General features: G+C 73.1%; 13 protein-coding genes. 3 read left to right on the top strand and 10 right to left on the bottom strand.

Annotation, left to right across the window (positions count from 1 at the left end):
* Positions 1-8: 8 nt before the first annotated feature.
* From MKK53_RS09930 to mnmG, 4 genes are all read right to left on the bottom strand, one after another.
* Positions 9-905, bottom strand: coding sequence for a ParB/RepB/Spo0J family partition protein (locus MKK53_RS09930; protein WP_243928533.1), 897 nt, complete (start codon positions 903-905; stop codon positions 9-11).
* 108 nt (positions 906-1013) lie between these two features.
* Positions 1014-1871 (bottom strand): ParA family protein, encoded by an 858-nt coding sequence (locus MKK53_RS09925; protein ID WP_243928532.1) that lies wholly within the window; start codon positions 1869-1871, stop codon positions 1014-1016.
* Entirely contained in the window at positions 1868-2503 is a 636-nt protein-coding gene (gene rsmG / locus MKK53_RS09920; RefSeq protein ID WP_243928531.1) for a 16S rRNA (guanine(527)-N(7))-methyltransferase RsmG, read from the bottom strand. The genes MKK53_RS09925 and rsmG overlap by 4 nt, the downstream gene beginning before the upstream one ends.
* The gene (gene mnmG, locus MKK53_RS09915; protein WP_243928530.1) at positions 2500-4386 is read right to left on the bottom strand and encodes a tRNA uridine-5-carboxymethylaminomethyl(34) synthesis enzyme MnmG; all 1887 of its coding nucleotides are present in this window, start codon (positions 4384-4386) and stop codon (positions 2500-2502) included. The genes rsmG and mnmG overlap by 4 nt, the downstream gene beginning before the upstream one ends.
* A 448-nt stretch (positions 4387-4834) precedes the next feature.
* Here mnmG and MKK53_RS09910 point away from each other — a divergent pair, with 448 nt between their 5' ends.
* Both MKK53_RS09910 and MKK53_RS09905 read left to right on the top strand, forming a co-directional pair.
* The gene (locus MKK53_RS09910) at positions 4835-4984 is read left to right on the top strand and encodes a hypothetical protein (protein ID WP_243928529.1); all 150 of its coding nucleotides are present in this window, start codon (positions 4835-4837) and stop codon (positions 4982-4984) included.
* 193 nt (positions 4985-5177) lie between these two features.
* Positions 5178-6620: an EAL domain-containing protein gene (locus MKK53_RS09905; protein WP_243928528.1), complete on the top strand. Its 1443-nt coding sequence runs from the start codon at positions 5178-5180 to the stop codon at positions 6618-6620.
* Between the two features lie 8 nt (positions 6621-6628).
* On the opposite strand, the gene panC is transcribed toward MKK53_RS09905, so the two are convergent.
* The 4 genes from panC to bla form a co-directional block, all read right to left on the bottom strand.
* Positions 6629-7477: a pantoate--beta-alanine ligase gene (gene panC / locus MKK53_RS09900; RefSeq protein ID WP_243928527.1), complete on the bottom strand. Its 849-nt coding sequence runs from the start codon at positions 7475-7477 to the stop codon at positions 6629-6631.
* A 67-nt stretch (positions 7478-7544) separates the two neighbouring features.
* Positions 7545-7904, bottom strand: a complete 360-nt coding sequence (locus MKK53_RS09895; protein WP_243928556.1) for a hypothetical protein — start codon at positions 7902-7904, stop codon at positions 7545-7547.
* Between the two features lie 390 nt (positions 7905-8294).
* Complete coding sequence (locus tag MKK53_RS09890) at positions 8295-8774, bottom strand: aminoacyl-tRNA deacylase (RefSeq protein WP_243928526.1); 480 nt, start codon at positions 8772-8774, stop codon at positions 8295-8297.
* Between the two features lie 173 nt (positions 8775-8947).
* Positions 8948-9826, bottom strand: a complete 879-nt coding sequence (bla, locus tag MKK53_RS09885) for a class A beta-lactamase (protein WP_243928525.1) — start codon at positions 9824-9826, stop codon at positions 8948-8950.
* 89 nt (positions 9827-9915) lie between these two features.
* On the opposite strand from bla, the gene mnmE reads away from it, so the two are divergent.
* Positions 9916-11247 (top strand): tRNA uridine-5-carboxymethylaminomethyl(34) synthesis GTPase MnmE, encoded by a 1332-nt coding sequence (gene mnmE / locus MKK53_RS09880; RefSeq protein WP_409564300.1) that lies wholly within the window; start codon positions 9916-9918, stop codon positions 11245-11247.
* A gap of 317 nt (positions 11248-11564) precedes the next feature.
* Here mnmE and MKK53_RS09875 read toward each other — a convergent pair whose 3' ends face one another.
* Complete coding sequence (locus MKK53_RS09875; protein ID WP_243928524.1) at positions 11565-12062, bottom strand: cupin domain-containing protein; 498 nt, start codon at positions 12060-12062, stop codon at positions 11565-11567.
* A 147-nt stretch (positions 12063-12209) separates the two neighbouring features.
* Entirely contained in the window at positions 12210-13832 is a 1623-nt protein-coding gene (locus MKK53_RS09870; protein ID WP_243928523.1) for an ABC-F family ATP-binding cassette domain-containing protein, read from the bottom strand.
* Between the last annotated feature and the right edge of the window lie 75 nt (positions 13833-13907).

The following is a 13907-nucleotide window of genomic DNA, read 5'->3' as shown; positions in this document are numbered from 1 at the left end:
CGCGGCGCTCAGTCCTCCGCCGGCACCTTCAGCCGGTCGAGCAGGCCCTGCAGCTCGTCGCGGCTGGCATAGCGCAGGCGGATCTCCCCCGATTCCTCGTCCTTCGGGCGATAGGCGACGCTCACCCCCAGCGCCCGGTGCAAGCGCAGCTCCAGAGCGCGCACGGGGGCCGGGCGCTCGGCGGCGAGGCGCGGCCGGCCGGGGCGCGGGGTCTCCGACGGCTCGGCCTCGGCGGCGGCCAGGGCCTCGACCTCGCGCACCGACAGGCCCTCGGCCACGATGCGCCGGGCCACGCCCTCGGGATCGCGCAGGGACAGGAGGGCGCGGGCATGGCCGGCAGTGATCTCGCTCGCGCTCAGCCGGTCCTGCACCGCCTGCGGCAGGTTCAGGAGGCGCAGGGTGTTGGCGAGGTGGCTGCGGCTCTTGCCCAGGATCTCCGCCAGCTCGCGCTGGGTGTAGGAGAAGTCGCGCATCAGCCGCTCGTAGCCGGACGCCTCCTCCACCGGGTTGAGGTCGGCGCGCTGGACGTTCTCGAGGATCGCGAACTCGAGGGAGGCCCGGTCGTCGATCTCGACGACGACCACCGGCACCTCGTCCAGCCCGGCCCGCTGGGCGGCCCGCCAGCGCCGCTCGCCGGCCACGATCTCGAAGGCGCCCGGCACGTCGGGCAGCGGCCGCGCCACGATGGGCTGGATGAGCCCCCGCGCCTTGATCGACCCGGCGAGCTCCGACAGCTCCTCCTCGCCGAAATGCCGGCGGGGGTTGCGGGGGTTCGGCCGCAGGAACTCCACGGCGACCTTGCGCTGGCCCTCGTGCTTGGGCGGCGGCTGCGCCGGATCCCCGAAATCGCCGATCAGGGCCGCGAGTCCGCGCCCCAGCCGGGGCCTTGCGACCTCCTCCGCCATCGTCTCACCTGTCTTCGTTCACTGGAACACCCGGCGCCTGCGGCCGGGCGGATCGTCGTTACGCTCGTTCGGCCCGGCCCCGGCGCGCCATAACGCGGGGCGGGGGCGCTAGGCCGCCGCCGGCACGCGGCCTTCCCGCTGGATCACCTCCGAGGCGAGGCGCAGGTAGGCTTGGCTGCCCGCGCATTTCAGATCGTACAGCAAGGCCGGCTTGCCGTGCGAGGGCGCCTCGGACACGCGGACGTTCCGGGGGATCATGGTCTCGTAGACCTTGTCGCCCATGAAGCTGCGCACGTCCGCCACCACCTGCGCCGAGAGGTTGTTGCGCGGGTCGAACATCGTCAGCACGATGCCCTGGATGCTGAGGCGCGGGTTCAGGGCCCCGCGCACCTGCTCCACGGTGCGCAGGAGCTGGCTCAACCCTTCGAGGGCGAAGAACTCGCATTGCAGGGGCACCAGCACCGCGTCGGCGGCGGCCAGGGCGTTGATGGTCAACAGATTGAGGGAGGGCGGGCAGTCGATCAGCACGTAGCTGATGCGCTTCAGGCTTTCGGACTGCGCCATGCTCCGCAGGGCGTTGCGCAGGCGGTGCGCCCTGTCCTGCGAGGCGGCCATCTCCATCTCCAGGCCCAGCAGGTCCATGGTCGAGGGGGCGATGGATAGGCGCGGCACCGCGGTGGGGATCACGGTCTGGGCGAGGCTCGCCTCCCCCGCCATCAGCTCGTAGGTCGAGACCCGGCGCCGGGCCTTCTCGATGCCCAGACCGGTGGAGGCGTTGCCCTGGGGATCGAGGTCGATCACCAGCACCTCCTCGCCGATGGCGGCGAGCGCGGTGCCGAGGTTGATCGCCGTCGTGGTCTTGCCGACGCCGCCCTTCTGGTTCGCCAGGGCGAGGATCCGCAGCGGCTTGGCCGGATGGCCGGTGGCAGGGCGCTCGGAGGCGTCGACGGTCGTCGCGTCGCTCATCGGGGGCTCGGTTCGGTTAGGGCTGTGACCCGCACGATCCGGGCGTCGGGGTCAGTTCGACTCGGCACGAGATCGTAGGAGACTGTCCACCGCGCGGCGGCCTGGGTCAATTCCGCCTGGACATCCCGGCCCTTCGGAAACAGGCCGATGGTGCCGGATTTCAACAGAGGCGCCGACCAGTCGAGGAGCTGGTCGAGGGCCGCCAGCGCCCGGGCGCAGACGATGTCGGTGCCCGCGGCGTCCCCGATCACCGCTTCGATGCGGGCGTTGCGGACGGTGGCCGGCGCGCCGGTGATCCGCGCCGCCTCGGTGAGGAACGCGCATTTGCGCGTGTTGCTCTCCACCAGCGTCACGCGGATCCCCCGCTCCTTTCCGGCGATGGCGAGGATCATGCCGGGGATGCCCGCGCCGGAGCCGAGGTCGATCCAGGTCCGGGCGTCGGGGGCGAGGGCGAGGAGCTGCAGGGCGTCCGCCACATGCCGGCTCCACACCTCGGAGAGGGTCGATGGGCCGACGAGGTTCTTCACCTGCTGCCAGCGGGTGAGCTGGGCGACATAGGCGTCCAGGGCCTGCGTTGTTTCACGTGAAACATCGTAGGCGGCCAGGACGTCCCCCCGGGCGGCGGCGCTCATGCCGATTGCCGGGGGCGGCGGTCGCCGCGCTTGGCGTGGGCCGCCAGCAGGGTGAGCGCCGCGGGCGTCACGCCCTCGATCCGCGCCGCCTGCCCCAAGGTGCCCGGCCGCACGGTCTCGAGCTTCAGGCGCATCTCGTTGGAGAGCCCGCTGATGCCGGCATAGTCCAGCCCCTCCGGCAGGCGAACCGCCTCGTCCCGCCGGAAGGCGGCGATGTCGGCATTCTGGCGATCCAGGTAGACGGCGTAGGTCGCGTCCGTCTGCAAGCGGTCCGCGATGCGCGGCGGCACCTCCGTGAGGTCCGGCCACACGGCGGCGAGGTGGTCCCAGCCGATCTCCGGATAGGACAGGAGCTGGAAGGCGCTGCGGCGGATGCCGTCCCGGTTGAGGGCGATGCCGTGGGTCGCGGCCTGGCTCGGCGAGAGGCTGAGGGCATCGAGCCGGGCGCGGGCGGCATCGAGGGTCGCCTGCGAGGCCGCGAAATGGCCCGCCCGGTGCGCGCCGACCACGCCCAAGGCGATGCCGCGGGGGGTCAGCCGCTCGTCGGCATTGTCGACGCGCAGGCTCAGCCGATACTCGGAGCGCGAGGTGAACATCCGGTAGGGCTCGCTCACCCCATGGGTGATGAGGTCATCGATCATCACGCCGAGATAGGATTCCGCCCGGTCGAAGACCGAGGGGGGCAGGTCGCCCGCGAACCGGGCCGCGTTGAGGCCGGCGACGAGGCCCTGCCCCGCCGCCTCCTCGTAGCCGGTGGTGCCGTTGATCTGCCCGGCGAGGAACAGGCCGGGCTGGCGCTTCACCTGCAGGGCCGCGTCGAGTTCGCGGGGATCGACGTAGTCGTACTCGATGGCGTAGCCCGGCCGCAGGATCTCCGCCCGCTCCAGCCCCGGGATGGCGCGGACGATGGCGCGCTGCACCTCCTCCGGCAGGGCGGTGGAGATGCCGTTCGGGTAGACGACAGGATCGTCGAGCCCCTCGGGTTCGAGGAAGATCTGGTGGCCCTCCCGGTCGCCAAAGCGGACCACCTTGTCCTCGATGGAGGGGCAGTAGCGCGGGCCGCGGCTGGCGATGCCGCCGGAATACATCGGCGAGCGGTGGAGGTTCTCGCGGATCAGGTCGTGGACGGCCTGGGTCGTCCGGGTGATGCCGCAGGCGATCTGCGGCGTGGTGATCCGCTCGGTCAGCGTCGAGAACGGCACGGGGTCGTCGTCGGCCGCCTGCATCTCCAGCCGGTCCCAGGCGATGCTGTCGCGGGCGAGGCGCGGCGGCGTGCCGGTCTTCAGCCGGCCGAGGCGCAGGCCGAGCCGGTCGAGGCTGTGCGCCAGTCCGACGGACGGGGCCTCACCGACCCGGCCCGCCGGGATCTGGCTCTCGCCGATATGGATCAGCCCCCGCAGGAAGGTGCCCGTCGTCAGGACGACCGCCCGGGCGGTGAGGGTCGTCCCGTCACCCTGGACGATCCCGGCGAGGCGCCCATCGGCATCGCGGAGGAGGTCTTCGCAGGCTCCGGCGACGACGCTGAGGCCGGCGGTGGCGGCGACGGCCTGCTGGATCGCGGCGGCATAGAGGGCCCGGTCGGCCTGGGTGCGGGGGCCGCGCACGGCGGGGCCCTTGCGCCGGTTCAGCAGGCGGAACTGGATGCCGGCGGCATCCGCGGCGCGGCCCATCAGCCCGTCCAAGGCATCGACCTCGCGGACCAGATGGCCCTTGCCGAGGCCGCCGATGGCCGGGTTGCAGGACATGGCGCCGATCGTCGCCGGATCGTGGGTGACGAGGGCGGTGGCCGCCCCGCAGCGGGCGGCGGCGGCGGCGGCTTCGACACCGGCATGGCCGCCTCCGACGACGATGACGTCGAAGCGGGTGGGGCTGGAAGGGGGCATATCCGTGCTTACGCGGCCGAGCCTGCCCGGGTCAACGGAACGGTGCGGATCCGGGGAGGGCGGCGGTGGGGAACGGGTCGATCCCGCCGTCCCGCGGGGGGATGCCGCCCCCGCCTGAGGCGGCAAGCGTCCCGGCGGTCGAACCCTGGCGGCATGTCCCCGTGCGTTGGGGTGATTCGCGGGCGGATGCAGCGGCGGCGTGCCGCGATTCTGATTTGTCTGCGTGAGAACTGATCAGGACGGCGCTAAAAACTATGCACAATTGCATATGGCGAGAGAAAGACGCGCCGCGATTGCATCCGTTTGTGATGATCGGCGCAAACATCTTGCCGAGGTCTGACTTCGGCAGTAACCATTGTGGCGAACTCATGGTTCGGTGAGCGATCCAGTGCGGCCTGCGGGTCGGCGAGACCGGCGGCCATCCTGCTTTGCGGAGGGAGGGGCTTCGATGTCGACCTTGGCAATCGGTTTGGGTGCAACGTGCTGTGCGGCGGGCGCGGCCGCGCATCTCTGGGATGAGACCCACCGGAAGGAAGGGTTCTTCGGCCTGGCCGCCTTCACGTTCCTGATGGCGGGGATGTATCTCACCCGCGCCTGAGCGGGAGCAATGTTCGGGTGTTTCACGTGAAACATCGGGGCGCGGCCTCGGCGTCTTCGCCCGGACACAGGCGCTGAAATAATCACGTCCGCCTCCGCGGCGGGCTTGCCCCCGGCCGAGGGCTCGGCAACAACTTTGGCGTGCAGGTTTCCGGCGGCATAGGCGGCCATCCGGAGGTCGACTCTCGGAACGGATGATGGCGACGATGGCCCGGGTCTTCGGCCGGAATGCAGGGCTGTGGGCGACCGGACTCCTCGGCCTCGTGACGATCGGGCCGGTCGCCGTGTTCTCCCCCACCGCCGCCGCGATCTCCGCCGCGGCCCTGGGGTGCCTCGGGACGGGAACCGCCCTGGCCCGCCTCACCGGGCTCACGGCCCGCTGCGAGAAGCTCTCGCAGGAGGTCGATGTCCTCTCGCAACGGCTCCTGAAGGCCGAGGGGAAGTCCGCCGCGCGGCCCGCCGCCGACCCGCCACCCGCCGACACCCTGCGCGCCGAGGTCCACGAACTCACCGTCGAGATCGGCCTGCTCAGCGGGATCGTGCGCGACCTCAGCGCCGTCATCCGCAGCCAGGACGACGAGATAGCGGCCCTCAAGATCCGCGAGGCACCCGTGCGGGCGCCCGTCGCCGAACCGGCCCCGGTGGTGGCTCCGGTGCCCCCGCCCCCGCCGGCACCCGCGCCCGTCGAACGGGCCTGGACGCCCCCGGTCCTGCCCCCCGCGTCGCGCCCGGCCCCGGACCTCACCGAGCCCACGCCGCTGCCCGTGCCCCGGCCGATCCCGCCGCGCCCGATGGAGCCGCCCCGGGGGCCCGACGACGCGGCCATCCTCGCCGCGTTCGAGCGCGAGCAGATCGAGGTGTTCCTGCAGCCCGTCGTCACCCTGCCGCAGCGGAAGGTCGTCGCCTACGAGGCGATGGGCCGCCTGCGGATCGACGACCAATCCCTGGAGGCGGCGCTCTACCTCCCCGCCCTCGAACGGCACGGGCGCACCACGGAGCTGGACCGGCGCATGCTCGCGCGCACGGGCACCATCGTCCGCCATCTCGGCCGCCGCGGCAGCGATGCCCGGGTGACCTACGGCCTGTCCCCGCGCTCCTTATTCGAGCCGGGCTTCCTCAAGGAGATCGCCCGGATGGCGGGGGACGAGCAGGCCCTGTCCGGCCTCGACGTCGCCCTGCCCCAGGCGAGCTGGCGCGGGCTCGACAGCGGGCAACTCGGGCTGCTCGCGGCCCTGCGCGGTCGGATCGGCTTCTGCCTCGACCGGCCGACCGACCTCCGCTTCGATGCCCGCGAGCTGGCGGAGTACGGAATCGGTCAGGTGAAGGTGCCGGCCGCCCTGCTGCTGCGGCCGGCGGCGGCCCGGGGCGCCCTCAGCGACATCGCGGTGGAGGATCTCGCCCCCGCCCTCGCCCGCGCCCGGATCCGCCTGGTCGTCGCGGAGGTGGCCTCCGAGGCGGACGTGCCGGACCTCATCGACCTGAACGTGCCCTTCGCCCAGGGGGCGGCGTTCGCGCCGGCCCGGCCGGTCCGGGGGGAGATCCTGGCCGCCATGCCGCCGGAGCCCCCGCCCCCGCCGCAGGACGACCCCGGCACCGAGCGGCGCTCGTTCCGCTCCCTCCTGCGCCGGGCAGGCTGACGGGGCCGTCAGACCGGAACGTTGTCGATGAGCCGGGTCCGCCCGAGATAGGCCGCCGCCAGCACCCGGGCGGGGCCTGTCACGCGGGCGACCGGCGCGAGGCTGTGCGCATCGCAGACGCTGACGTACTGCACGGTGAAGCCCGCCGCCTCCAGCGCCGCCACCCCCTCGGCCACCGGCCCGGCCACGGGTGCCCCGTCGCGGGCCTTGCCGGCGATGTCGAAGAGCACGGCGTGGAGGCGCGGGGCGCTCCGGCGCTCGTCGGGGGTCAGGTAGCGGTTGCGCGAGGAGAGGGCGAGGCCGTCCGCCTCCCGGATGGTGGGCACGCCCCGGATCTCGGGCGCCATGTCGAGATCGGCGACGACCCGGCGGATCACCTGCAATTGCTGGAAATCCTTCTCGCCGAACAGGGCGATGTCGGGCCGGACCTGATTGAGGAGCTTGGTGACGACGGTGGCGACGCCGGCGAAATGGCCGGGGCGCAGGGGGCCGCAGAGACCGTCCGTGAGGCCTTCGACCGCGATCCGCGTGGCGAAGCCGGCCGGGTACATGGTCGCGGCATCGGGCGTCCAGGCGGCGTCGGCCCCGGCGGCGGCGAGGGCCGCGAGGTCGGTGCCCAGGTCGCGGGGATAGCGCGCGAAATCCTCGGCGGGTCCGAACTGGGTCGGATTCACGAAGATGCTGACGACGGCCCGGCGGGCGGCCCGCTTGGCCTCCGCCACGAGGGTGAGGTGGCCCTCGTGCAGGGCGCCCATGGTCGGCACCAGGGCCACCGTCTCGCCCGCCGCCCGCCAGCCGGCGACGGCGGCGCGCAGGGTGGGGAGGTCGGAGATTTGCTGGGGTGTGGTGGCGGTCACGGCCGGGCCCTCGATGATGCGGCGCCCGATCTAGACCATTTTTCGCCCGAGGGGAGGCGGCCTCACCTCACGGGCAATAGGGCAGCACCGAGCGGCCGTAGGGATCGTCGATGCCCGGCGGCGGGGTGAAGCCGTAATAGCTCGGGCGGCCGAGGCCGTAGGGGGAGCCGACATAGCTCGGATCATCGGGGGCGTTGGTCGGGGTGGGCACGCGCCGGGGCACGCAGGCGAGCCGCACCCGCACCCGGGGCTGCACCAGCGGTGCGGCGCCCGATGCCTCCATGCCATCGCCCCGGGGGAAGTAGCGGGGCAGCGGCGGCAGGGCCGGATCGCGCGACCGGTCGGCGAAGTCGGGCCGGGTGAAGTCGGAGCGGGAAAGGTCGGCGGCGGCGACCGGCCCGGCGAGCGTCGTCATCGCCAGCGCCATCCGCAAGCACACCCGCACCACCCGTCTCCCCCGACGCCCCGTCCCCCGACACTGGGCGGGCATGGTAAACGATGGGTTAGCGGGTGCGCCGCCCCGCAAGGGCGTCCGTCGCGGAACCCGCCCGGACCGCCGATCCGACCCTCCCCCTCTTGCGAGGCCGCCGCTCCGCACCGGCACCCCAGTATCCGGCCAGACAGACGACAGCTCCCCCCGTCCTTGCGCGCGCCGCGAAGCCATCCAGGGATCCGCCACGGGGCGGACAGGTCCCGCTGCCCTGGATTGCTTCGCTGTCGCTCGCAATGACGGTGAAGGAGCAAGGGGACGCCCGGACTTCCCGGCCCGCGGTGAGGTTGAGGGGGACGCGGTTCTCGGACGACGCGGGGCGGGCGATCAGGTCAGGGACACCACCGTGGCCCCGAGAGCCGCCACGAGGTCGGCTTCGGTCAGGCGGATCTGCAGGCCGCGGCCGCCGCCGTTGATGTGGATTTCGGCCGCCGGGTCGGTGAGGGCGCCCGCATCGAGGGCGGTGGGGAAGGGGCGCTTCTGGCCGAGCGGGCTGATGCCGCCGACATGGTAGCCCGTCAGCCGCTCGGCATCGGCGGGCTTCAGCATCGCCGCGGATTTGCCCCCGAAGGCGGCGGCGACCCGCTTCATCGCCGCCTCCCTGTCCGAGGCGACGAGCAGGCAGACGGTGCGCCCATCGACGGCGGCCATCAGGGTCTTCAGCACCCGGGACGGGGGCACGCCGAGCGCCTCGGCCGCCTGGAGGCCGATGCGCGGCGCCTCCGGGTCATAGGTGTAGGCATGGAGGCTGTAGCGGAGGCCCAGCCGGTCGAGAGCCTGCGTCGCGCGGGTCGTCTTGGTCGCCATCGCGCAGATTCTACCAGCCTTCTTTGAAACCCGCCTTCGTCATTGCGAGCGGAGCGAAGCCATCCGGGGACGCGCCACGTTCGGCAACGGCCCGCTGCCCCGGATTGCTTCGCTCCGCCCGCAATGACGGGGAGGGGGCGTGAGCGGCGGGACCAACTCGCTCGATCGCGGCCCTACCCCTCGACATGCCGGGCGATCAGGCGGCCGATCTCGGCGTGGGCGGCCTCGCAGGCGGCGGGTGGGGCGGTCGCGCCCGTCAGGTAGGAGGCGGCGAAGAGCGGCGGGCGGCCCGGCGGCCGGAGGATCGCCACGACGTTGAAGGTGCCGTTGTCGCCGCTGCCGGTCTTGTCGCCGACCCTCCAGGACGGGGGCACGCCGGCCCGCAGGCGCTTGAACCCGGTTCGGGCGCCGACCATCCACGCCTCCAGCCGCACCCGGGAGGCCGGCTTCAGGACGGGGCCGAGGAGGATCCGCTCCAGGGTGGCCGCCATCGCCGCGGGGGAGGTGGTGTCCCGCGGGTCGCCGGGGATCGCGGTGTTCAAGGTCGGCTCGTCCCGGTCGAGGCGTGTCACCGCATCCCCGGTGCCCCGCACCCATCGGGTGAGTTCCGCCGGGCCGCCGAGCACCCCGAGTTGCAGGTTCGCGGCGGTGTTGTCGCTCCATTCCAGGGCGGCGGCGCAGGCCTCCCCGAGGGTCATCGGCGCTTGGCCGCCCCCCGCCTCCACCACCTTGCGGGAGACCGGCGCGTAGCTCAGCAGGTCGGCCTCGCGGACGGTCAGCACCCGGTCGAGGGACTCGGCGCCGGCATCGACCCGGGCGAGGAGCGCCGCGGCGGCCAGCACCTTGAAGGTGCTGCACAGGGGAAACCGCTCGTCGGCCCGCCACGCCAGCGGTGCGATCCCCTCCCCCGCGACGCTGAGGCCAAGGCGCCCGCCGGTCCCGGCCTCAATGGCCCGCAGGCGGGCCTCCACCCCCTCCGCGGCCCGCACCGGAGGGCACGCGGTGGCGGCAAGGAGACCGGCGCAGACCGCGCGGCGGGTGGCGAGCGGCATGGGAATCCTCTCTTCCGACAGGAAAGGGCGCGGGGTCGCGCGGATTTGCGGCTGTTCTGGGGCAGGGCGCGTGATAGGGAGCCCGCCGGATGGACAGGCGCGCGACGGGAACCGGGATGGGCGACGCCCCCGCAGACACGCTCTTCGCCCCGGCGAGCGGGTTCGGCCGGGCCGCGGTGGCGGTGATCCGCCTCAGCGGGCCGGCGGCGGGCGCCGTCCTGGCGGCGCTTGGCGGTCCCCTCCCCGCCCCCCGCCGGCTCTCCCTGCGGACCCTGCGCGACCCGGCGGACGGCACGGAGCTGGACCGGGCGCTCGTCGCCCACTTCCCCGGGCCGGCGACCTACAGCGGCGAGGACATGGCCGAGCTGCACCTGCATGGCGGGCTCGCCGTGCGGGCGCGGGTGCTCGCCGCCCTCGGGCGGATTCCCGGATGCCGGGCGGCGGGTCCGGGGGAGTTCACCCGCCGGGCGGTGCTCAACGGGCGGATGGACCTCGCGGAGGCCGAGGGCGTCGCCGACCTGATCGACGCCGAAACCGAGGGCCAGCGGCGGCAGGCCCTCCGGCAGCTCGACGGGGCGCTCAGCCGGCAGGTGGCCGCGTGGCGGGACGAGGCGATCGATTGCCTCGCCGGGGCGGAGGCGGCGCTGGATTTCGCCGACGAGGGCGATGTGGACGAGGCGGGCCTTGAGGCGGCCCTCCTCGGCCGGGCGCAAACCCTGCGGGACGCCCTCGCCGCCGCCCTCGCCGATGGGCGCCGGGGCGAGCGCCTGCGCGAGGGGTTCTGGGTGGTGCTGGCGGGGGCGCCCAATGCCGGCAAGTCGACCCTGCTCAACGCCCTCGCCCGGCGGGAGGCGGCCATCGTGTCCGAGATCCCCGGCACGACCCGCGACGCCATCGAGGTGCGGCTCGACCTCGATGGCCTGCCGGTGGTGCTGGTGGATACGGCGGGCCTGCGGGAAACCGAGGATGCGGTGGAGGCCGAGGGCATCCGCCGGAGCCGGGCGCGGATCGCCCAGGCCGACCTCGTCCTCGCCCTGGTGCCGCCGGGCGGCACGGCGCCGGACCTCGGCGGCGCCCCCGCCCTTCCGGTCTGGACCAAGGCGGACCTTCTCGCGCACCCTCCCCCCGGCCTCGCGGTCTCGGCGCGCACGGGCCTCGGCCTGCCGGCACTCCTCGATGCCCTCCGGGAGCGCGCGGAGGCCGGGCTCGGCCAGGGCGACGCCCTGATCACCCGGGCCCGCCACCGGGACGCCCTGGAGCGCTGCCTCGGCCATCTCGACCGGCTCTCCGGCGGCGGGCCGCCGGAGCTGATGGCGGAGGACCTGAGGCTGGCCGTGCGGGCGCTCGGCGAAGTCGGCGGCCATGTCGGCGTCGAGGATGTGCTGGACCGGCTGTTTGCCGGCTTCTGCATCGGGAAGTGAGACAGCGGGCCGATCCGATCCGCTGGCCCCCTCGCCCCGCTTGCCGGGAGAGGCCCGGCCACACTCCGCCGTGTCGGCGGGACGCACAGGCGAAGCCGGAGCGGCGGTGACGGGGCGCACCGGAGGGGCCCCGTTCGGCACGCCCTCGCCTTCGGCTGCCGCCTCGTTTCGCCGACCACGAGGTCGGCAAAACCCTCTCCCCTCAGGCGGGGCGAGGGGAGAGCGGCAGCGACCGCGCGGCAGGACGATCCCTCGTGTCCGGCCCGGCACCCAGGAGGGGTGGGATCGGCCTCAGGCGCCCTGCGCGAGGCCCGCGCTCAGTGCGCCGCCCGGCTCGGGTCGTCGGCGGGGTCGATGTAGTTCAGGCCGAAGGGGCCGGAGCCGTTGACCTGAAGCTCCACCGGCTGGGCGGTGGTCCAGAGGGAATGCGGCATGTCCTTCGGCAGGAAGACGAAGCCGCCCGTCCGCAGCTCCTGGCCCGCCGCCTTGTCGATCGTCGGCCCGTGCTCGTGGTAGATCGCGCCCGAGAGGATCGTCAGCGTCTCCGCCTGCGAATGGGTGTGCGGCGCGATCACGGTGTTGGCCGGGAACTTGATCCGCAGGACGAACGGGCCGGGCTTGGCCGGATCGCCGGAGACCATGCTGATCTGCGTGCCCTTGGGCAGGTTCGGCGGACCCGGCTGGTAGGTGGCGCTCGCGGCATCCGGCAGGGTGACCGCGCCGTGTGCCCCGTGATCCTCCTGCGCGACGCTCGCGCCGGAGGCGGCGAGCAGCAGCGCGCAGCCGGTGGCGATGGTCAGGGCACCTCGTCTCATGGGTCATCCTCCTCGGGCTCTCGCGGCCTTGAAACAAGGTAGCGCGCAACCGAGTGGCGGCCAAGGTCGGACGGCCGCGCCCGCTAGAGCATTTTCCGCCGAAATGGATGCCGGTTCGGCGCAGGAAAATGCGGGAAAGACAAAGGTCTAGCTGCGCAGGCCCGGCGCCTCCCGGCCGGTGCTGGCGACGTATTCCGTGTAGCCGCCGCCATACTGGTGCGCCCCGTCCGGGGTGATCTCCAGCACGCGGTTCGAGAGGGCGGCGAGGAAGTGCCGGTCGTGCGAGACGAACAGCATCGTCCCCTCGAAGGAGGACAGGGCGTCGACCAGCATCTCCTTGGTGCCGATGTCGAGGTGGTTGGTGGGCTCGTCGAGGACGAGGAAGTTCGGCGGGTCGTAGAGCATCAGGGCCAGCACCAGCCGGGCCTTCTCGCCGCCGGAGAGCACCCGGCAGCGCTTCTCGATGTCGTCGCCGGAGAACCCGAAGCAGCCGGCCAGCGTCCGCAGGGAGCCCTGCCCCGCCTGCGGGAACGCCTCCTCCAGGGTCTGGAACACCGTGCGCTCGCCCTCCAGGACGTCCATGGCGTGCTGGGCGAAGTAGCCGAGCTTCACGCTGCCGCCGACGGTGACGGAGCCGGCATCGGGGGTCGTGGTGCCGGTGACGAGCTTGAGCAGCGTCGACTTGCCGGCGCCGTTGACGCCCATGACGCACCAGCGCTCCTTCCGGCGGATCGAGAAGTCGAGCCCCTCGTAGATGGCGCGGCTGCCGTAGCGCTTCTGCACGCCCTTCAGCATCACCACGTCGTCCCCCGAGCGCGGCGGCGCCTGGAACTCGAACGCCACCGATTGGCGCCGCCGGGGCGGCTCGACGCGCTCGATCTTGTCGAGCTTCTTCACCCGGCTCTGCACCTGCGCGGCGTGGGAGGCGCGGGCCTTGAAGCGCTCGATGAACTGGATCTCCTTGGCGAGCATCGCCTGCTGGCGCTCGTACTGCGCCTGCCGCTGCGCCTCGTTCTGGAGGCGCTGCTGCGCGTAGAAGGCGTAGTCGCCCGAATAGGTGGTGAGGCTGCCGCCGTCGATCTCGATGATCTTGCCGACGATGCGGTTCATGAACTCCCGGTCGTGGGAGGTCATCAGCAGGGCGCCGTCATAGCCCTTCAGGAAGGTCTCGAGCCAGATCAGGCTCTCGATGTCGAGGTGGTTCGACGGCTCGTCGAGGAGCATCGCGTCGGGGCGCATCAGCAGGATGCGGGCGAGCGCCACGCGCATCTTCCACCCGCCGGAGAGGGCGCCGACGTCGCCCTCCATCATCTCCTGGCTGAAGCCGAGGCCGTCGAGGGTCTCCCGCGCCCTCCCCTCCAGGGCGTAGCCGTCGAGCTCCTCGAACCGCCCCTGGACCTCGCCGTAGCGCTCGATCAGCGCGTCCATCTCGTCGGCCCGGTCGGGGTCGGCCAGGGCCGCGCCGAGCTCGGCCAGCTCGCTGGCGATCGCGCTGACGGGCCCCGCCCCGTCCATCACCTCGGCGACGACGCTGCGCCCGGCCATCTCGCCGACATCCTGGCTGAAATAGCCGATCGTCACCCCGCGCTCGGACTGGACCTGCCCCTCGTCGGGCTGCTCCTCGCCGGTGATCATGCGGAACAGGGTGGTCTTGCCGGCCCCGTTCGGGCCGACGAGGCCGACCTTCTCCCCCCGCTGGAGGGCGGCGCTGGCCTCGATGAAGACGAGCTGCTTCCCGTTCTGCTTGGTGATGCGGTCGAGGCGTATCATGGGTCCGGCGGGGGGATGGCGTGACAGGGGCGTGCGCCGCGATTACGGCATGGAGCGCCTTCCCGCAAAGGCGGA

It is taken from the genome of Methylobacterium sp. J-076 (assembly GCF_022829405.1).
Classification (GTDB): Bacteria; Pseudomonadota; Alphaproteobacteria; order Rhizobiales; family Beijerinckiaceae; genus Methylobacterium.
Note: the sequence above shows the minus strand (reverse complement) of the source record. Positions and strands in the feature narration are given on the sequence as shown.